Genomic DNA, 19,404 nt, shown 5'->3' with positions numbered 1-19,404 from the left:
AGCTGGCGGCGAGGCTTTGTTACCGTAGATTCCTGCTTTATCGCGCCATCGCGGCGCCCAGTCACGAACGAGGAAGGCACCATGCTCAACGGTATTAAGATTGTGGAAATTTGTGGGATCGGCCCTGGTCCGTTCTGCGCCATGCACCTGGCGGATCTGGGCGCGGACGTCATCGCCGTCGAACGTGGTGCCTCCACCTCGATCACCGGTGAGGCGAACGCTTCGCAGAATCCGATGAACCGCGGTAAGCGCTCGGTGGTTGCCGACCTGAAAACCCCTGAAGGCCGCGAGACCGTGCTGAAGCTGATCGAGGGTGCCGATGCGTTAGTCGAAGGCATGCGTCCGGGCGTGATGGAGCGCCTCGGCCTGGGTCCGGATGTGCTGCTGGCGCGCAACCCGAAACTGGTCTTCGGGCGTATGACCGGCTGGGGCCAGAGCGGCCCGATGGCCAATGCCGCCGGTCACGACAACAACTACGCCTCGCTGTCCGGCGCCATGTACCACAGCGGTACGGCCGGCGAAGCACCGTCGGCGCCGATCACCCTGCTCGGTGATATCGGTGGCGGCGCGTTGTACCTGGCAATCGGCCTGCTCGCCGGCATCCTCAATGCGCGCAGCACCGGCAAGGGTACCGTGGTCGATGCGGCCATCGTCGACGGCTCGGCGCACGCGATGGGGCTGATGCTGCTCATGGCCAAGAAGGGCCTGCTCAACGAGCAGCGCGGCAGGAGCGTCCACGACGGCTCGCACTTCTATGGCACCTACTTGTGTGCTGACGGCCATTACGTATCGCTGGGTTCGATGGAGCCGCAGTTCTACGCGCTGCTGCTGCAGAAGCTCGGCCTGCAGGATGATCCGCGCTTCGCCAAGCAGTGGGACATGAAGCGTTGGGGCGAGATGCGCGCGGCCTTCGTCGAGATTTTTGTCACCCGCACCCGTGCCGAATGGTGCGAACTGATGGAAGGCACCGATGTGTGCTTCGCCCCGGTCCTCAGCCCGCGTGAGGCTGCCCAGCATCCGCACATGGTCGAGCGCGGCGTGTACTTCGAGCGTGACGGCATGCTGCAGGCTTCGCCGGCGCCGCGATTTGACGGCAAGCGGACCACCCCGGGCGCCATTCCGACCCGCGGCCAGGACACCGAACAGGTCATGGCGGCGCTGCAAGCCGGCGATCTGACGGGTGTCTGGAAGGGCTGATTGGCCTGGCTTTAGCGTTTGCGCAGGGGCGCAAAGCCCGGTCGACGGGTACTGGTTGGCTCCCCTGTCGTGAGCGTATTGGCTTCTTAGGTCGTCCTGCCGCCGCACCGCCTCAGGCGAGCGGCGGCTCCTTCTTTTCTGTGGTGGGCAGCGATCGACTCTGCGATCCGCCGGCCGCAAGGTGCATCCTCGATCGTGTCTAGCGGTCGAATGCGTTCCGTGAGTGCTGCTGCAGGAAAACATCATGACAACTCATCCTTCCCGTGAGCTTCTGCATACCCGCGAAATCGTTTGTCGGGGCTATTTGCGCAGCGATGGGCTGTTCGATATCGAGGGGCAGTTGGTGGATTCGACCGGCGCGCCGACCGACCTGCCGTTCCACACCGTTGCAGCGGGGGGCGCCATCCACGACATGCGCCTGGTAATGACCCTCGATGCTGACATGGTGATCCAGCAGATCGCCGCGGACACTGCTACCGGTGCCAGCCCGTTCTGCGGCGAGATCAGTTCTGCCTATGCCAGCCTGCAAGGCTTGAAGATCGGTCCGGGCTTCAAGCAGCAGGTCAAAGCCCGTGTGGGCGGAACGCAAGGCTGCACGCATATCACCGAGTTGGTCGAGCGGATGGCCTCGACGGCCATGCAGACGATGTTTTCCCTCATCCGTGCGCAAGCCAGCAAGCGCCGCGCCTCGGGTGAGCAGAGCGTAACCGTACGGCCTTGGGTGGTAGGTACCTGTCACGCCTATCGCGAAGACGGTGAGGCGGTGCGCTTGCTGTGGCCGCAAGGCCTTCTGGCGCAGAGTGAGTGAGATGAGCTCGACGCTACCCGCCTAGCTCGGCGAAGCCTACGGATTTGTCCTCTACGCCTGCCTATAGTCCTTTCGAACTGCGCCCGAAGTTCCTCCCTTCGACTGTCGTGGGCTTCCATGCCCCGGCCTATGATGGCTCTATGCGCGATTCCAGCTGTGCCTGCATGATCGGTGGGCGGTGGAACGCATTCGGTGTGTCTTCCTGAGGAGCTTCATCCATGAGCAATAAAGTCATCGTTGCTGGCGTCGGCATGATTCCGTTCGTCAAGCCGGGCACCAGCGGTACCTATATCGAAATGGGCTCGCAGGCCATCCGCCTGGCTCTGAAAGATGCCGGTATCGACTACAAGCTGGTGCAACAGGCTTATGCCGGTTACGTCTTTGGTGACTCCACCTGCGGTCAGGCTGCCCTGTATGAAGTAGGCATGACTGGTATTCCGGTGCTCAACGTCAACAACAACTGCGCCACCGGTTCCAGCGCCCTGTTCCTGGCTCGCCAGGCGGTGGAAAGCGGCGCGGTCGAGTGCGCCCTGGCGTTCGGCTTCGAGCAGATGCAGCCGGGCGCCCTGAAAGCCCACTGGGACGACCGTCCGCGTGCCACCACGCACATGACTCAATCGCTAGTCAACGAACTGACCGCCGATGTCACCGGCGTGCCAAGCGCCCTGCTGATGTTCGGTGGTGCTGGTCGCGAGCACATGCAGAAGTACGGCACCCAGCTGAGCACCTTCGCAGCGATCCGCGCCAAGGCCAGCCGTCACGCCGCCAACAACCCCCTGGCCCTGTTCCGCAAAGTCGTCACCACTGAAGACGTGATGAATGATCCGGTGATCTGGCCGGGCGTGATGACTCGCCTGATGGCCTGCCCGCCGACTTGCGGTGGCGCGGCAGCGATCGTCTGCTCCGAAGCCTTCGCCAAGAAGCACGGCCTGCGCACCGACGTGGCGATCGTGGCTCAGTCGATGACCACCGACAGTCCGGCCTGCTTCGAGAAGAAGTCGATGATCGAAGTGGTTGGTTTCGACATGGCTCAGCGCGCCGCCAAGGAAGTCTACGAGAAGGCCGGCGTTGGCCCGCAGGACATCCGCGTCGCCGAGATGCACGACTGCTTCGCGCACAACGAGCTGCTGACCTACGAAGCCCTGGGCTTCTGCCCGATCGGTGGTGCCGAGAAGTTCGTCCTCGACGGCAACAACACCTACGGCGGTCAGGTAGTGACCAACCCGTCCGGTGGCCTGCTGTCCAAAGGCCACCCGCTGGGCGCTACCGGTCTGGCGCAGTGCTTCGAGCTGACTAACCAGCTGCGCGGCGCTGCCGAGGCTCGTCAGGTCGAAGGCCTGAACCACGCCCTGGCGCACAACCTTGGCTTGGGCGGCGCTTGCGTCGTGACGCTCTACGGTCGCAACTGATTGTCTGTGCGTGCGCTCGCCGAGCGCACGCGCAGGCTTCTGCACGGGGTGCGCGCTTGGCCATTGCCGAGGCGCGCATCACCGGTATGCATCGCTCTGGTTTGATCCAGATGCTGGTCGATTGGTGCAATGCCAATCCATATCTGACCCTGATCCTCCCCAAACCCCACAATCTGCCGTGATTGACCGATCCTGGGCCTGATCGATTGCCCTGCGCTGTGGTGCGTGAATCTCAGCATGCAGAGGGTGCACTGGGCTGCCTTACGCCATCGTCTAGTTCGTTCGAGTGTCATCCGCTCCTCGTTCAAGTTCCTCCCTTCGGCGGTCGTGGCGCGGCCTGACCCGGCCTAGGATAGACACTGAGCGATTTCAGTTGTCCGGGCCATGCGTCATAGCCCTTGGCGATCCAGAGCTGGAGCATTCCGGCCAGTCTTTCAGAGGAGCATCACCCATGAGTGAGAAAGTCATCGTTGCCGGCGTCGGCATGATTCCCTTCACCAAGCCGGGCGCCAGCCCGAGCTACACCGACATGGGTGCCGAAGCCCTGCGCCAGGCGCTGAAAGACGCGGGCATCGGTTACGACAAGGTGCAGATGGCTTTCGCCGGCTACGTCTACGGCGACTCCACCTGCGGCCAGACCGCGATCTATGAAGTCGGCCAGACCGGCATCCCGATCGTCAACGTCAACAACAACTGCTCCACCGGCTCCACCGCCCTGTACCTGGCACGCGCCGCCGTGGCCAGCGGCCAGGCCGACTGCGTGCTGGCCCTGGGCTTCGAGCAGATGCGCCCGGGTTCGCTGAAGTCCAACTGGGACGACCGCCCGGTGACCCGTGAGCGTTTCCTGCCCGTCGTCCAGCAGCTCACCGCCGACGCCGCCGACGTTCCTGGCCCGCTGCGCACCTTCGGTGGCGCTGGCCGTGAGCACATGCAGAAGTACGGCACCAAGATGGAAACCTTCGCGGCGATCCGCGCCAAGGCCAGCCGTCACGCCGCCAACAACCCTTTGGCGCTGTTCAAGAAAGTCGTCACCACCGAAGACGTGATGAATGACGTGGTGATGTGGCCGGGCGTGATGACCCGCCTGATGGCCTGCCCGCCGACCTGTGGCGCCGCCGCGGCAATCGTCTGCAGCGAGAAGTTCGCCAAGCAGCATGGCCTGCGCACTGACGTGGTGATCCTTGCTCAGTCGCTGACCACCGACCCGGCCGTCTCCTTCGATCCGCCTTCGATGATCAGCTACGTCGGCTTCCAGATGGCCCAGAACGCCGCGCAGAAAGTCTACGAGCAATCCGGCTTCGGTCCGGAAGACGTGCGTGCCGTGGAGCTGCACGACTGCTTCGCCCACAACGAGCTGCTGACCTATGAAGCCATCGGCCTGTGCCCGATCGGCGGCGCCGAGAAGTTCATCCTCGACGGCGACAACACCTACGGCGGCCAGGTCGTCACCAACCCGTCCGGCGGTCTGCTGTCCAAGGGCCACCCGCTGGGTGCCACCGGTCTGGCCCAGTGCTACGAGCTGACCCATCAGTTGCGCGGTACCGCCGGTGCCCGTCAGGTCGAAGGCCTGAATATCGCCATGGCCCACAACCTCGGCCTGGGCGGCGCCTGCGTCGTCACCATGTTTGGCAAGAACTAAACGTCATCTCACGCGCCTCCTCGCAGGCGCGTGACCCAACATAGGAGTCAAGACAAATGGCAGACAAAAGTCTGATCGGTCGTTCGCTCGGCGTAACCACCGCCGACGTGGAGAAGGGCCGCCTGCGCTTCTTCGCCAAGGCCATCGGCGAGACCGATCCGATTTACACCGACGAAGCCGCCGCCAAGGCCGCTGGCCACAAATCCCTGCCGGTGCCGCCGACCTTCTTCATGTGCCTCGGTGGTGAAGGCCGCGATCAGGTCGAGCAGTTGAAGATCTACGGCTTCGACCTCGCTCGTATCCTGCACGCCGAGCAGTCTTTCGTTTATCACAAGATGGCTTATGCCGGTGACACCTTGACGTTCGACACCAAGGTCGCCGACGTGTACGACAAGAAAGGCGGCGCCCTGCAGTTCGTGGTCAACGAAACCCGCGTGACCAACCAGCACGGCGAGCACATCGCTGATGTCCGCTCGTCTCTCGTACAGCGTTAAGGAGCCGTCGATGACTACCGTTCAATACTCCGATATCCAGGTTGGCGACGAGATTCCGCTGCTCAAGTTGAAGCCGGTCAATCGCACCACTCTGGCTTTGTATGCCGGCGCTTCGGGCGACCACAACCCGATCCACATCGATATCGACTTCGCCCGCAAGGCGCGGATGCCCGACGTGTTCGCTCACGGCATGTTGTCCGCCGCCTACCTCGGCCGTCTGCTGACCAGCTGGGTGCCGCAGAGCCAGGTGCGCAGTCTGGCGATCCGTTTCACCGGTATCACTCAGCTCGGTCACATCCCGACCTGCACCGGCAAGGTCACCGAGAAGTTTGAAGAGAACGGCGAGAAGCGTGTGCGCCTGGCAATCCGTTGCGGCAACCAGTACGGCGAAGAAAAGCTTGCCGGCGAAGCGGTTGTCGCTCTGGCCTGATTTACCCCCACCCCCCAAAAAGCGTAGGAACAGTTAAATGAAAAAGCTCGAAGGTAAAGTTGCTCTGGTAACCGGCTCTGGCCGTGGCATTGGTCGTGAAGTCGCCCTGCAACTGGCTGCCTACGGCGCCAAAGTCGTGGTCAACGATCTGGACCAGGCTCCGGCTGATGAAGTCGTGGCTGAAATCAAAGCCGCTGGCGGCGAAGCCGTTGCTTGCGTCGGCAGCGTCACCACTCCGGATTTCGCCGAGCGTTTCGTACAGACCGCGGTGAAGAGCTACGGCGGCATCGACATCATCATCAACAACGCCGGCTTCACCTGGGACAACGTGATCCAGAAGATGAGCGACGAGCAGTGGTACGCAATCATCGATTGCCACCTGACCGCGCCGTTCCGCATCCTGCGTGCTGCTCAGCCGATCATCAGCGCCCTGGCCAAGAAAGAAGCTGCTGAAGGCAAAGAAGTGTTCCGCAAAGTGGTCAACATCTCCTCCGGCGCTGCCGGTGGCAACGTTGGTCAGAGCAACTACTCCTCGGGCAAGGCCGGCATCCTCGGTCTGACCAAGACTCTGTCCAAGGAGTGGGGCCGCCTGAAAGTCAACGTCAACGCCGTGGCTTTCGGCCTGATCGATACCCGTCTGACCCAGGCCCTGGCTGGCGACGAGAGCAAGACCGTGAACATCGAAGGTCGCGAGATCAAAGTCGGCGTGCAGCAGGCACGTCTGGACAGCGCCTCCACCACCATTCCGCTGGGCCGTCCGGGCAAGGCTGAAGAAGCTGCTGGTGCCGTGGTGCTGTTCTGCTTGCCGGAATCCGACTTCCTCTCCGGTCAGACCCTGTACTGCGGTGGCGGCCCTGGCGGCAACTTCTAAGTACCAACATCTCCCGTGCGCCCGGCTGTTTGAGCGGCGCGGATAAGTGGGATCGTGAAGGCCCGTGGCGCTAGTGCGCCACGGGCCTTCAGCATTTGAGGGTTCCCCGATGCTGCAAAGTGACCGTTCGCCGTGGATGGGCAGGTCGAGCGTCGGCAAGCTACTCAAGACTGAATTGCGCCAACTGTTCCGGGTAAACCACAAGCGCGGTATCGTCTAAGCCTGCAAAGGCTTCGCTAGGCGAACTGTTGCGCCCCCCCCATAAAAAAACCGCTTTCAAGCGGTTTTTTTATGCGTGCGTGGCAGAGCGGGGCGCTCAGCCATGACATCTTTGTCGATCCTCCTATGCTGTGGACGGTATTCCAAGGATGCCACTCGATGACTCGTGTCGTAATTGCTGACGAACAACCGCTGGTGCGCAGCGCCCTACGCACCCTGCTCGAAGCCGATGGGTATGAAGTGGTCGCCGAAGCTGATAACGGCCAAGACGCCTTGCAGCAGACGTTGCGCCTCCAGCCCGATCTGCTGATTCTTGAGCTGTCGCTGCCGCGTCTCGGTGGGCTGGAGGTCATGAGTCGGTTGCGCCAGGGAGGCAGCCCAAGCCGTCGCCTGATGCTCGCCGCGCACAGCACCAATCACTTCGCCGGACTGTGTCTGCAGGCAGGCGGCTCCGGTTTCGTCGGCAAGCACGAGCCGCTGAGTGAGCTGCGTAACGCGATCCATAGCGTGCTAAACGGGCTCAGTCACTTTCCGGTCCGTGCGCTGAGCACCGTGGCGCCGCAGCTAGAGGCGAAGAATGAAGACGAACAGTTTCGCAGCCTGTCGCCCCGTGAGCTGACCGTGTTGCGCTACTTCGCCAACGGCCACAGCAACAAGCAGATTGCCGACCTGCTGCATCTCAGTGATCGCACCGTCAGTACCTACAAGACGCGCCTGCTGCACAAATTGAATACCGGCTCGCTCGCCGGCCTGCTGGAAATTGCCTGGCGCAATGGCCTGCTGCAAAACATACCGCAGGCGGCGGGCGACCCCGGACTGGGGGACGAGCAGACGCGCGACGGCGTGTTCCACACCTTGTTCGATGCCATCCCCATTCCCGTGTGCCTGCGCGACCGTGAGGGCTGTTTACTGCTGTGCAATCAGCACTTTCTCGAATTCCACGGCGTCAGCCGGGCGGAGGCCAAGGGCACGCGTCTGATTGATGCCACGGCAATCGGTCCGGAGGATGCGCTCTGGCTGCATCAGGCCTATCTGCAGGCCGTGGCGTCTGAGCAGCCCTACAGTCACGAGCTGGCGTTGAACTACCGGGATCGCAGCCTTGCGGTGCGCAATTGGGGCGTGCCTTATCGCGATCAGCAAGGTCAGCTGCTGGGCATGGTCTGCTCGGTCGTCGATATGACCGAACAGGACCAGAAGCTCTCGGCGCTGCGGGAAAAACACCAACGACTCGAATCTATCGCCAATACGCGGTCGCTCTACCTCGAAGACATTGCCATGGAGTTTGGCAAGACACTCTCGGCGATCCAGACGGTACTGGCGGAAGTCGCGCCGCAGCAGATATCGCGGTCCCGAATCGCCGATGTACGCGGCGCCGCCACTTCGATGCAGGAAACCCTGAGCGTGCTGTATGACGTGCTGCTCCTGGAGAATCACAAGCTGCGGCTCAGCCCCGGGCCCACGGACCTGCAGCAACTCACCGAGGATGCCGTGCGTGAACTGGCGCAGCGCGATGAGTTTGCTGCGCTGCCGATCGAGTTAGTCGTTGCCCCTGGCGCGGCGGAGGCCTGGGTCGATCCGCGGCGCTACCGGCAGGTGCTTGCGGACCTGTTCAGTTACTGCGCCGGCCGGGGCGCCCGGCAGCTGCTGGTGCGTGCCACCGCCAAACGGTTGGTCCATGGCGAGCTGGACTGGCAACTCGATCTGGAAACCCACCAGCCACTTGGCCCGGCCACGCAACTATATCGGCGTACCAACCAGCAGGCCCACCCAATCGCCGAGGCACACGTGTCGCGCTGCATACGCCTGAGCAAGCTAATGGGCGGCGAGATTCTGCTGGATCATCTGCCTGCTCCTGGCTTGCTGGCCCGGTTGCAGCTGCGCCTGCCTATCGCCACGCAAGACGGCTGATAAACCGGCGCAGCTAACCATGAAAGACTTGCGCTGGCCGGTGTAGCGCCACTCGGATTTCTCTGAGCTGCGGCGCTGGCGCCCGTTGCAGGGACTAATTCCGGGCGAGGAATGAGCAAGGTGCTGGGTTAAATCCGGTTGCCAAAACGCCCACCCGCGCGGCCTCCCGCCAGCGCTGCCGACTACGCTGACGAAAGCCCAATGGTCCTGCACTGACAGCTGGAGTCCGTATGTACATCACTCAAGGTTTGCACCGCCATCTCCAGCAACGCCCTAACGCCACCGCCATCCGCTTCCTCGGTCGTTGCATGACCTACGCCGAACTCGGCGACCGGGTCGCCCGGTTGGCAGGCGCCCTGCAGCAACTGGGCGTGGCCCGCGGTGATCGGGTGGCGATGCTCTCGCTCAACTCGGCACGCTGCATTGAATACAACCTGGCGGTGCCTTGGGCGGATGCGGTGGTCAATCCGGTGAATTTCCGCTGGAGCCTGGCGGAGATCATCTATTCCCTGGATGACTCGGAAACCACCGTCCTGATCGTCGACGAGACCTTCAAGGCGCTAGGCGCGAAGATCCTCGAACAGGCGCAGACCGTGCGCCAGGTGATCTACGCCGGCGAAGGCGAAACGCCGGAAGGTCTGTTGAATTACGAGACGCTGATTGCCGAAACAGCGCCGGTCCAGGACGCGCGGCGGCGGGGTGACGACTTGCTGGGGATTTTCTACACCGGCGGCACCACCGGTTTCCCCAAGGGCGTGATGCTCAGCCACAACAACCTGTTCTTCTCGGCAACCGCCTCGCTGGCGGCCGGGCGCTTTGGCGCCGACGCGGTGTTCCTGCACGCGATGCCGATGTTCCACCTGGCCGATTTCGCCGCGATGGCTTCGTTGTTCATCACCGGCGGCACTCATGTGGTGCTGCCAGCCTTTACCCCGCAGGGCGCGCTGGAAGTCATCGCCAAGGAGCAGATCAACGAGATCCTGCTGGCACCGACCATGATCCAGATGATGCTCGACTGGCGCGATAGCCATGCCGACGCACGTGACCTCGACCTCGGCTCGTTGCGCTCGGTGACCTATGGCGCCTCGCCGATCACTCCGGCGCTGCTCGATCGGGCGCGCGCCGCATTCCCCTCGGCGGGCTTTGCGCAAGGCTACGGGATGACCGAGCTGGCGCCGATCGCCACGACCCTGGAGGCGAAATTCCATACGCCCGAACACCAGGCCAGCGGCAAGATGTATTCGGCCGGGATGCCGGCGTGCTGCGTCGAGGTGGCCATCGTCGATGCCGAGGACCACGAAGTGCCACGCGGCACCGTCGGCGAGATCGTGGTGCGCGGGCCGAACGTGATGCTCGGCTACTGGAAAAAGCCGGAAGCCACCGCGCAGGCGCTGCGCAATGGCTGGATGCACACCGGCGACGGCGGCTACATGGACACCGACGGTTTCGTGTTCGTCTGCGACCGGCTCAAGGACATGATCGTCAGCGGCGGCGAGAACGTCTATTCGGCCGAGGTGGAAACCGCCATCGCCAGCCACCCGGCGGTCGCGCAGGGCGCAGTAATCGGCATCCCCTCGGACCGATGGGGCGAGACGGTGCACGCGGTGGTCGTGCTGAAACCGGGCGCCAGTGTCAGCGAAGCGGAAATCGCCGCCCACTGCCGCGAGCGCATCGCCGGCTACAAGGTGCCGCGCAGCGTCGAGTTCCGCGATGCGCTGCCGCTGTCTGGGGTCGGCAAGGTGCTCAAGACAGAACTGCGTAAGCCGTTCTGGGACAACCACAATAAGGGCATCGCCTGACCGGGTTGCCTGGAGTCAGTCCAGGCAGCATTGATGGGCCTCTCGTGGAACAGAAATACAGCAAGAGCTATGCGGCGGTCGCCAAGGCGGTGAGGTTATTCCGAACCAGCATCGTCCACGTTTGGGCGATAAGGGAAACCTTCTGTCAGGGCGCTCAACGGCTGCGGGTTGCTGGCCCTTTGTGGAGGCCGGGTCGGTGACTCATTTCAGCGGGATGGTGTACGACAGGATCAGGTGGTTCTCATCCAGCTCGCCGGCGCCATCGGAGCGGACCATGGCGTTGCGCCAGCGGATGCCGAGGTTCTTCAGCGGACCAGCCTGTACCACGTAGCTCGGGTCCAGGTTGCGCTCCCACTCCTTGCCATTCTCGCCGGCGATCTCGTAGCCGTCGCCGCGCAGGTAGCGGGCGAAGAAGCTCAGGCCCGGTACGCCGAAGGTGGCGAAGTCGATGTCGTAGCGCATCTGCCAGGAGGTTTCCTCGGCGCGGGTGAAGTCGAGGATCTGCACCACGTTGGCGACGTTGGCGTCGGCGTCCTTCAGGTAGGGGAAGGGGTTGTCGCCACTGTTGTCCTGATAGCCGACGCGGAGGTGAATCGCCCCCGGCTTTCCAAACGAGAGAACGGCGCCCTGATCCGCTATCTGTTTAATTCGTACGCGCACATATTGACCGTCGCGGCCAGGTTCAGCGATTCGATGGCGCCACAACCGGGAATCGTAAAAGGCTGGGCGTTGAGTGCGATCAGTTGCTCACGGGGCACGCCGCGAGCTTCGTTGCCGAACAGATAACAATCGAAGGTTTTGAAACTGGCAGATTGCAAGCGGTCGCCATTCATATCCAGACAGGCAATGCGCTCAAAGCGCGTGCGCAAGGACTCCAATTCCACATCCAGTTCCATAGGCGCATGAAAAATGGCGCCCATGCTGGAGCGCACGACTTTGGGGTTGTACGGATCGACGCTGCCGGGGCTGAGCAAGCAGCGAAAATTACCGAACCACGCCAAGGTGCGCAGGATGGTGCCAAGATTGCCCGGGTCCTGAATTTCATGCAGGTAGATGGCGCGCTCGTTATGAGTGGGTGCAGCAACCGGCGCGGCTGTCGCCGGCATTGGCACCAACGCAATAATGCCCTGCGGTGTTTGGGTGTCGGCGATCTGCGCCATCTGGCGGTCGTTGATCACATGGGTCTTGAACGGGCTTTGCCAGTGCTCGTAGGCGCCGGTTACATACAGCTGGCTGCTCTGTAGCAGCGGATTCTGTAAGGCGGCTTTCTGCAGTTCCAGCAACAGATGTTCGCCCTCCACCAGAAAATGACCGAACTCGGCCCGGTACTTTTTCTGGTGAAGCTTTTTAATGTCGTCGAGTTTCATCAATGCGGCGCTCAGTTGCTCTGCTCAGACAAAAGCGACTTGGCCAACGCTTCGGCGACTTTAATGCCGTCCACGCCTGCCGACAGAATGCCGCCCGCATAGCCGGCGCCTTCACCGGCCGGATACAGGCCGCGCAGGTTGAGGCTTTGCAATGTCTCGTGGTCGCGGGTGATACGGACCGGGGAGGAGGTGCGGGTTTCGATACCGGTGAGCACCGCGTCATCGCGATCAAAACCGCGCAGCTGCTTGCCAAATGCCGGCAGCGCCTCGCGGATGGCCTCGATCGCATAATCCGGCAGCGAGGGCGCAAGATCGCCCAGACGCACGCCGGGTTTGTAGGAGGGTTCCACCTCGCCAAACTCTCTCGACGGCACGCCGCGAATAAAGTCGCCCACCAATTGCGCGGGCGCACAGTAATCACTGCCGCCCAATTCATAGGCGCGGGATTCCAGGCGCTCCTGCAACTCCACGCCGGCCAGCGGGCTGCCGGGGAAATCCTGCTCCGGGTTGATGCCCACGACGATGCCGGCATTGGCATTGCGTTCGTTGCGCGAGTACTGGCTCATGCCGTTGGTCACGACTCGCCCCGGTTCGGAAGTGGCCGCCACCACAGTGCCGCCGGGGCACATGCAGAAGCTGTAGACGGCTCGGCCATTCTTGGCGTGATGCACCAGTTTGTAGTCGGCGGCGCCGAGCTCCGGATGGCCGGCGTATTTGCCCAGGCGGGCCTGGTCGATCAGGCCTTGCGGGTGCTCGATGCGGAAACCCACGGCAAAGGGTTTGGCCTCCATGAACACGCCCTGCCGGTGCAGCATGCGGAAGGTATCGCGGGAGCTGTGGCCCAACGCTAGCACCACATGGCGACTGCGGATGGTTTCGCCGCTGGCCAGCACCACACCCTCGAGCTGGCCATCGTCGATCAGCAGATCGGTAACTTTGCTTTCAAAGCGCACCTCGCCGCCGAGGGCGATGATCTCCTCGCGCATCGCGGCGACCACGCCGGTGAGGCGGAAGGTGCCGATATGCGGCTTGCTCACGTACATGATCTCTTCCGGCGCGCCGGCGCGGACAAACTCGTGCACGACCTTGCGGGCGTAGAACTTGGGGTCTTTGATCTGGCTGTAGAGCTTGCCGTCCGAGAACAGACCGGCACCACCCTCGCCGAACTGTACGTTGGATTCCGGGCTCAGGACCTTCTTGCGCCATAGCGCCCAGGTATCCTTGGTGCGGCTGCGCACATCCTTGCCGCGCTCCAGCACAATGGGTTTGAACCCCATCTGTGCGAGCAGCAGCGCCGCGAACAAGCCACAGGGGCCAAAGCCCACGACCAGCGGTCGCTCGCTCAGATTGGCCGGCGCCTGTCCGACCGGATAGTAGTTAGTGTCCGGGGCTGGACGCACATTGTGATCATCGGCAAAGCGCGCCAGGATTGCAGCCTCGTCGCGGGCCTCCAGATCGATGATGTAGATGAACAGAATGACGCTGTTCTTCTTGCGGGCATCGTAGCTGCGCTTGAACACGGTGAAGTTCAGCAGATCGGCGTCGCTGATACTCAGGCGTTTGACGATGGCCTGGCGCAACTCATCGGCGGAGTGATCGAGGGGCAGGGACAGTTCGTTGATGCGAATCATGGCGGTAATCCTGGCCGGTGACTCCGGCAAAGGAAGCAACAAAGGGTGGGGTAAGGTGCGAATTGTAGCCGCCGCCGCCCACCACTGTCAGGCCTGGCCTGACGGTTCGCCATAAGGCGCCGTGGTGGTCGGTGCCGTGCGCCGCCGCCCCGCAGATTTAACCTGCGCAGTGTTATCGGCCTATAATCGCCGCTACTTTGCGGCCAATAGCGTCCTCTCCGCGCCGCTCCTCACCTTGATTTTCCGTGGCTCTCTCATGAAACGATCCAAAAGCAGCGCCCGCTGGCTGAATGAACACGTCAACGACCCCTACGTCAAACGGGCGCAGAAGGATGGCCTGCGCTCCCGTTCCAGCTACAAGCTGATCGAGCTGAACGAGAAGGACCGGCTGATCCGCCCCGGTATGCTGCTCATGGATCTGGGCTCGGCCCCTGGCGGCTGGTCGCAGGTGGCTGGGCGCTTGGTGGGCGACAAGGGACGGGTTATAGCCACCGACATCCTGCCGATGGATTCGCTGGATAACGTCGACTTTATTCAGGGCGACTTCACCGATGACGCCGTGTTCCAGCAGCTTCTCGAAAAGCTCGACGGCCGGCAGCCGGACCTGATCGTTTCCGACATCGCTCCCAATCTCAGCGGCGTCGCTGCCGCCGATCAAGCTTCGTCGATGTATCTGGTCGAACTCACCCTCGATATGGTCCGCAAAGTGCTCAAGCCCAATGGCAACTATGTGGTCAAGGTCTTTCAGGGTGAAGGCTCTGACGAATTCCTGAAGGACGTTCGCACCTCATTCGAGAAGGTGGTGATACGCAAACCAGCCGCATCGCGACCGCGCTCGAACGAGGTGTATCTGGTGGGGAAAGGGTTTAAAGGATAAGGCGCCTGCGGCGCTGAAGGGCGATCGAGCTCACTTCGATGGTGACGCAGGCTTGATCGGGGCGATTTCAGTGAAGAAGGTTGGAAGCGGTACCGGTCGGACGTGAAGGCGCATGCACAATTTCGCCGGCCAATCCCTGCGGCTCGTGAGCGAAATTGGCCTGGCTGGCGATGCCGCAGCAACACCCTTCGCTTCATCCCAATCCGGCGTATCCGCTGCCGCTGATGGCGATGTTGTGTATGCATCTGATGCCGAACAGGTGCGACTACTCCTTGAACACCGGGAGCTACCCTGCCTGTCAAGGTACCGCTACTGCAGTCACCTCAACGCCCGGCACTGACGCAACGGACTCAACCACCGGCTGGCTGCCCCCCAACTGCCGGATCTGCCGGATCTGCTGAACCCTGCTCAGATTTTCCCAGGCTTTGGTGTAATGCCCTGGCGACTGTTCGATCGCGCTGCGAAAGAACTGTTCGGCCTCATCCAGCTTGCCTTCCACCAGACAGACATAACCGACATCATTGCTGGCCTCGGCCCGCTTCTCGATCTGCTCGAACGCAGAAACGGCCTCTTCATAGCGCCCCATACGCGCCAGCAACAATCCATAGTTGCGCCACAGCGGATGGTAGGAAGGGTCGTAGCCGATCCCCCGCTGATACATACGCTCAGCCTCCGGCCATGAGCCGGCCAGGTAATAGGAATAGCCCTGACTGTTCTGCACCAGCGCCGAGCGCGGCTCGATTTGCATGGCCACGCGGTAGTAGGCCTCGGCCTGGGTGAAGTCGTTGCGCAGATCCGCGAGCACTCCCAGCCCGTTGTAGACCTTGAGCGGCGACTGGCTGTCCACCTTGAGCTCAGCCACGCCAGGCAGGCTGTCGCCCTTGCCATTACCAAGGCGCTTCTGGTCCACAGCGACCGCCTTGAACAGCAGTTCCTGTGCACGCCCGTGATCGCGCGCGGCGAGATACAGCAGGCCCATCTCCGTCAGAGCATCGAGATTGTCCGGATCGCTCGTCAGCACATCGTTGAACGCCATCTCGGCGAGCTGGGCATTGCCTCGCTCACGGTGGATGCGCCCGACCCAGACCAGAGCCTCGTAGCGTTTTGGGTCCAGTTCGAGAGCGCGCAGGTACTGGAACAGCGCCAGATCGAGATTGCCGCTCTGGTAGGCCCTAGCCGCCAGCTGCATGGCTTCGGTCGGCGAGTCGATCTGTTTCTGCACCTGATAAAGCACCGAGTTGTCGCCGGTGTAGACCGAGCGAAAGCCGCTGGCCTGCTCCGAACCGGTGGTCTGACATCCCGACAGCACGGCCAGCGTGGCCAACAGCAGCATTTTTCTGTTCATGTCATAGCTTCCCGAATGCTTTGAAGACACCAATGAGCGCCGGCCCGATGGCCACCAGAAAAAAGCTTGGCCACAGGCAGAAGATCAGCGGAAACACCAGCTTGGTACCAACTTTCGCGGCCTGCTCCTCAGCGGCCTGGGTGCGCCGGTCGCGAAACTCCTCGGCGTAGATGCGCAAGGTATCGGCGATGCTGGTGCCGAAACGGATGCTCTGCGCCAGCAGACTGACCAGGCCCTGCACGTCATCCAGCCCGGTGCGCAGGGCCAACCCCTTCAGCGCTTGGGCGCTGGGGATGCCGGCGCGGATTTCCGCATTCACCAACGCCAGTTCCTCGGCCAGTTCCACCTGGCTCACCGCCATCTCGTCGGCCACCCGCTCGATGGCCTGGGGTAAGGCCAGGCCCGACTCCACGCACACCACCATCAGGTCCAGAGCATCGGGAAAGGCTGCGCGCAGCCGGTTGATCCGCGCGGCCTTGCGCTTCCCCACATAGACCGCCGGCGCTAGCCAGCCGACGCCGGCCGCCCCGGCCGCTAGCAGCAGGGCCAAGGTCAGCGAGAACTTCGGCAGCAAGGGCAGCACCAACAGCGCCAAGCCCAGCAGCGTTAGCGGCAGTACCAGACGGATGGCCCAGTACAGCTGCACGGCCGAAGCAGAACGGTAGCCGGCGTGCATCAACAGGGTGCGGGTGGCGGAAACCTGGCTGCGGTCTTCCTTGGCGAAGCGCTGGCCCACCTGCTCCAGCAGCAGTTGCAGATTACCGGGAGCCCGCTGATCCCCGGACAAGTCGCCATGACCGCGCTTGATCAACGCCAGCCGGCGCTGCACCGGGTCCTGCAAGCCCATCACCAACAATGCCACGGTGACCACGGCGAGCGCCGCACTCAGGCCGATGGCGCCGAGAAACAGCAGGCGCGCCAGTTGTTCGTTGCCCACTGCGCCATTGATCAGAGCTAACAGGTAGTCCATGTCCAACTCCTTCCCTCGACGAACACCTACACCTGAATACGGATGACTTTGCGGATCCACACGATGCCCACCAGCATGGCGCCGAAAGCCGCCATGACCAGCTTCTGCCCAAGTGGCTCCTTGATCAGCACCGGCATGTACTCCGGAGTCGTCAGCATGATTGCCGCGGCCAGCACGAAGGGCACCGAGATCAGCACCCAGGCCGACATCCGCCCTTCCGCGGACAGCGTCTTGACCTTGCGCTGGAAGCGGAAGCGTCCGCGAATCAGGCTGCTCAGGCGCTCCAGCACCTCGGTCAGATTGCCGCCGGTATCGCGGTGGATGAGGATCGAGGTCACCAGCATCATCACCGTCATGCTCGGCATGCGCTCCAGCAGGCCAAGCATGGCCCGGCGCACATCGTTGCCATAGTTGATGTCGGCGAAGGTCAGGCCGAACTCATGGGCCACCGGCCCTTTGTGCTCGTCGGCCACCAGGCGCAGGGTCTCGTTGAACGGGTGGCCGGCGCGCAAGGCGCGGCACATGGCGTCCAGGGCGTCCGGCAGGCCTTCCTCGAAGGCGGCGAAACGCTTGTTGCGATCGCTGGCGATTTTCAGGATCGGCAGCCAGAACACCAGCGCGGCAGCCACTAGGGCCACCCACCAGAGCGGCACCAGCAGCCACAGCCCGACACCGGCCCAAAGCGCCAGCGCCAGACTGAGCATCAGCACGCGATAGGCCCGGTAGTCGTGGCCGGCCTGCTCGATCATCGTGGCCAAGGCCTCCATCAAGGGCCACTGCTCCAGGCCCGCTTCCAGTGGCGACAGCCGCGTGAGGTATTTCTGCCGCAGCACCGTCTGCATGTTCGGCAACTGGGCGGCATGCTCCAGCACACTCAGGCGCGCGCGGATACGCTTGCGCGTCTTGCCCGCCTCGCCAAACACCGGCACCACCACACCCTGGCTGAGCAGGAACACCGCGACGAAGACCATGCCGAGAAACGCCAGGATGTACTCGGAGGGGAGCTGGTTCATGACTGCAGGGCCTCCATCCATTCGGGGCGGAACAGGTTCAGCGGCAGCTCGATGCCGCGCTTGGCCAGCACGTCGCGAAAGCCCGGAATCATCCCGGTCGGACGGAAGTCGCCGAGTACTTCGCCCTGCTCGCCGATGCCACGCCGCTCGAAGGTGAAGATCTCGGTCATGGTGATGATGTCGCCCTCCATGCCGTTGATTTCCTGCACGCTGACCAGACGCCGGCGGCCGTCCTCCTGGCGTTCCAGCTGGACCACCACGTCGATGGCCGAGGCGATCTGCTGGCGCATGGCCTTGATCGGGAAGGTCGCCCCGGTCATCGACACCATGTTCTCGATCCTTCCCAAGGCATCGCGCGGGGTGTTGGCATGGATGGTGGTCAGCGAGCCGTCGTGGCCGGTGTTCATCGCCGTCAGCATGTCCAGCGCCTCGGCGCCGCGCACCTCGCCGATGACGATGCGGTCCGGGCGCATACGCAGGCTGTTGCGCACCAGCTCGCGCTGGCTCACCTCGCCGCGCCCCTCGATGTTCGAAGGCCGGGTCTCCAGGCGCACCACGTGCGGCTGCTGCAGTTGCAGCTCGGCGGAGTCCTCGATGGTGACGATCCGCTCGTTGTGCGGAATGAAACTGGACAGCACATTGAGCATGGTGGTCTTGCCGGTGCCGGTGCCGCCGGACACCAGCACATTCATGCGCCCGCGCACGATGGCCTTGAGCAGCAGGGCGATGGCCGGCGTCAGGGTGCCCATCTGCACCAGGCTCTCGGTGCTCAGCAGGTCCACGGCGAAACGGCGAATCGACATGCTCGGCCCGTCGATGGCCAGCGGCGGAATGATCGCGTTGACCCGCGAGCCGTCCTTCAGGCGTGCGTCCACCAGCGGCGAGGATTCGTCGATGCGCCGCCCCAGGCTAGAAACGATGCGGTCGATGATGTTCAGCAGATGCTGGTCGTCACGAAAGCGCACGTCGGTGCGTTGCAGCTTGCCGTGGCGCTCGACGTACACCGAGGCGTGTCCGTTGACCAGGATGTCCGACACGCTGTGATCGGCCAGCAAGGGCTCCAGCGGCCCCAGCCCAAGCACCTCGTCGGTGATCTGCTTGATGATCAGCTGGCGATTGCTGGCGCTGACCGGTGCCGAATGCTCGTCCAGCAGACGCTGGCATATCTCGCGAATCTGCCGCCCCGCCTCGGCCGGCTCCAGGGAGTCCAGCAATGACAGGTCCATGACCTTGAGCAACTGCTGATAGATCTTCTCGCGCCACTCGGTTTCCACCGGGCTGAGCTGGGTGCGGGTTTCGTAGACGACGTCCGCCGCATTGACCTCCCAGGCCATGGGCGCGGCGACGGCGGCCGGCTCTTCCGCCAATGCCGCCGGGGCGCTTTTACCGGGCTGTTGACGCAGACGATTGCGAAGTTCGCTGAGCAT

The 19,404-nt window shown here is 63.0% G+C and carries 17 protein-coding genes and 1 pseudogene; 11 read left to right on the top strand and 7 right to left on the bottom strand.

The window, feature by feature from the left end; all coding sequences use genetic code 11:
• The first annotated feature begins 81 nt into the window (after positions 1-81).
• The 10 genes from NVV93_RS16260 (at position 82) to NVV93_RS16215 (ending at position 10,774) form a co-directional block, all read left to right on the top strand.
• Entirely contained in the window at positions 82-1,197 is a 1,116-nt protein-coding gene (locus tag NVV93_RS16260; protein WP_258251679.1) for a CaiB/BaiF CoA-transferase family protein, read from the top strand.
• 244 nt (positions 1,198-1,441) lie between these two features.
• On the top strand, positions 1,442-2,005 hold the full coding sequence (locus tag NVV93_RS16255; protein ID WP_258251678.1) for a DUF2889 domain-containing protein: 564 nt from the start codon (positions 1,442-1,444) through the stop codon (positions 2,003-2,005).
• 218 nt (positions 2,006-2,223) lie between these two features.
• Positions 2,224-3,414: a lipid-transfer protein gene (locus NVV93_RS16250; RefSeq protein WP_258251677.1), complete on the top strand. Its 1,191-nt coding sequence runs from the start codon at positions 2,224-2,226 to the stop codon at positions 3,412-3,414.
• Positions 3,415-3,470: 56 nt separating this feature from the next.
• Positions 3,471-3,596: a hypothetical protein gene (locus tag NVV93_RS16245; protein WP_258251676.1), complete on the top strand. Its 126-nt coding sequence runs from the start codon at positions 3,471-3,473 to the stop codon at positions 3,594-3,596.
• Positions 3,597-3,865: 269 nt separating this feature from the next.
• Positions 3,866-5,053 carry a lipid-transfer protein gene (locus tag NVV93_RS16240; RefSeq protein WP_258251675.1) on the top strand — a complete coding sequence of 396 codons (1,188 nt, stop codon included), beginning with the start codon at positions 3,866-3,868 and terminating at the stop codon, positions 5,051-5,053.
• 56 nt (positions 5,054-5,109) lie between these two features.
• Entirely contained in the window at positions 5,110-5,547 is a 438-nt protein-coding gene (locus tag NVV93_RS16235; RefSeq protein ID WP_258251674.1) for a MaoC family dehydratase N-terminal domain-containing protein, read from the top strand.
• A gap of 10 nt (positions 5,548-5,557) precedes the next feature.
• Positions 5,558-5,977, top strand: coding sequence for a MaoC family dehydratase (locus NVV93_RS16230; protein WP_258251673.1), 420 nt, complete (start codon positions 5,558-5,560; stop codon positions 5,975-5,977).
• A 37-nt stretch (positions 5,978-6,014) separates the two neighbouring features.
• Positions 6,015-6,848, top strand: a complete 834-nt coding sequence (locus tag NVV93_RS16225) for an SDR family NAD(P)-dependent oxidoreductase (protein WP_258251672.1) — start codon at positions 6,015-6,017, stop codon at positions 6,846-6,848.
• 378 nt (positions 6,849-7,226) lie between these two features.
• The gene (locus NVV93_RS16220) at positions 7,227-8,975 is read left to right on the top strand and encodes a response regulator (protein WP_258251671.1); all 1,749 of its coding nucleotides are present in this window, start codon (positions 7,227-7,229) and stop codon (positions 8,973-8,975) included.
• 230 nt (positions 8,976-9,205) lie between these two features.
• Complete coding sequence (locus tag NVV93_RS16215) at positions 9,206-10,774, top strand: long-chain-fatty-acid--CoA ligase (RefSeq protein WP_258251670.1); 1,569 nt, start codon at positions 9,206-9,208, stop codon at positions 10,772-10,774.
• Positions 10,775-10,975: 201 nt separating this feature from the next.
• Here the strand turns inward: NVV93_RS16215 and NVV93_RS16210 are convergent.
• The 3 genes and pseudogenes from NVV93_RS16210 to NVV93_RS16200 form a co-directional block, all read right to left on the bottom strand.
• A pseudogene (locus NVV93_RS16210) lies at positions 10,976-11,374 on the bottom strand (OprD family outer membrane porin); the annotation flags it as partial.
• 35 nt (positions 11,375-11,409) lie between these two features.
• The gene (locus tag NVV93_RS16205; RefSeq protein WP_258251668.1) at positions 11,410-12,141 is read right to left on the bottom strand and encodes an RNA methyltransferase; all 732 of its coding nucleotides are present in this window, start codon (positions 12,139-12,141) and stop codon (positions 11,410-11,412) included.
• A gap of 11 nt (positions 12,142-12,152) precedes the next feature.
• Positions 12,153-13,772 (bottom strand): NAD(P)/FAD-dependent oxidoreductase, encoded by a 1,620-nt coding sequence (locus NVV93_RS16200; protein WP_258251667.1) that lies wholly within the window; start codon positions 13,770-13,772, stop codon positions 12,153-12,155.
• Between the two features lie 256 nt (positions 13,773-14,028).
• Between NVV93_RS16200 and rlmE the strand changes: the two genes are divergently transcribed.
• A complete protein-coding gene (gene rlmE, locus NVV93_RS16195; RefSeq protein ID WP_258254396.1) occupies positions 14,029-14,649 on the top strand; it encodes a 23S rRNA (uridine(2552)-2'-O)-methyltransferase RlmE in 621 nt (206 codons plus the stop codon).
• 298 nt (positions 14,650-14,947) lie between these two features.
• Here rlmE and NVV93_RS16190 read toward each other — a convergent pair whose 3' ends face one another.
• From NVV93_RS16190 to NVV93_RS16175, 4 genes are read right to left on the bottom strand one after another with little or no spacing between them, the layout of a single operon-like run.
• Complete coding sequence (locus tag NVV93_RS16190; RefSeq protein ID WP_258251666.1) at positions 14,948-15,994, bottom strand: lipopolysaccharide assembly protein LapB; 1,047 nt, start codon at positions 15,992-15,994, stop codon at positions 14,948-14,950.
• A 1-nt stretch (position 15,995) separates the two neighbouring features.
• Positions 15,996-16,964 (bottom strand): type II secretion system F family protein, encoded by a 969-nt coding sequence (locus NVV93_RS16185; RefSeq protein ID WP_258251665.1) that lies wholly within the window; start codon positions 16,962-16,964, stop codon positions 15,996-15,998.
• A 26-nt stretch (positions 16,965-16,990) separates the two neighbouring features.
• Positions 16,991-17,977 carry a type II secretion system F family protein gene (locus NVV93_RS16180; protein ID WP_258251664.1) on the bottom strand — a complete coding sequence of 329 codons (987 nt, stop codon included), beginning with the start codon at positions 17,975-17,977 and terminating at the stop codon, positions 16,991-16,993.
• A complete protein-coding gene (locus tag NVV93_RS16175) occupies positions 17,974-19,404 on the bottom strand; it encodes a CpaF family protein (RefSeq protein ID WP_258251663.1) in 1,431 nt (476 codons plus the stop codon). Before NVV93_RS16175 ends, NVV93_RS16180 begins: the two co-directional genes overlap by 4 nt.

The organism is Pseudomonas sp. LS44 (genome assembly GCF_024730785.1).
Classification (GTDB): Bacteria; Pseudomonadota; Gammaproteobacteria; order Pseudomonadales; family Pseudomonadaceae; genus Aquipseudomonas.
Note: the sequence above shows the minus strand (reverse complement) of the source record. Positions and strands in the feature narration are given on the sequence as shown.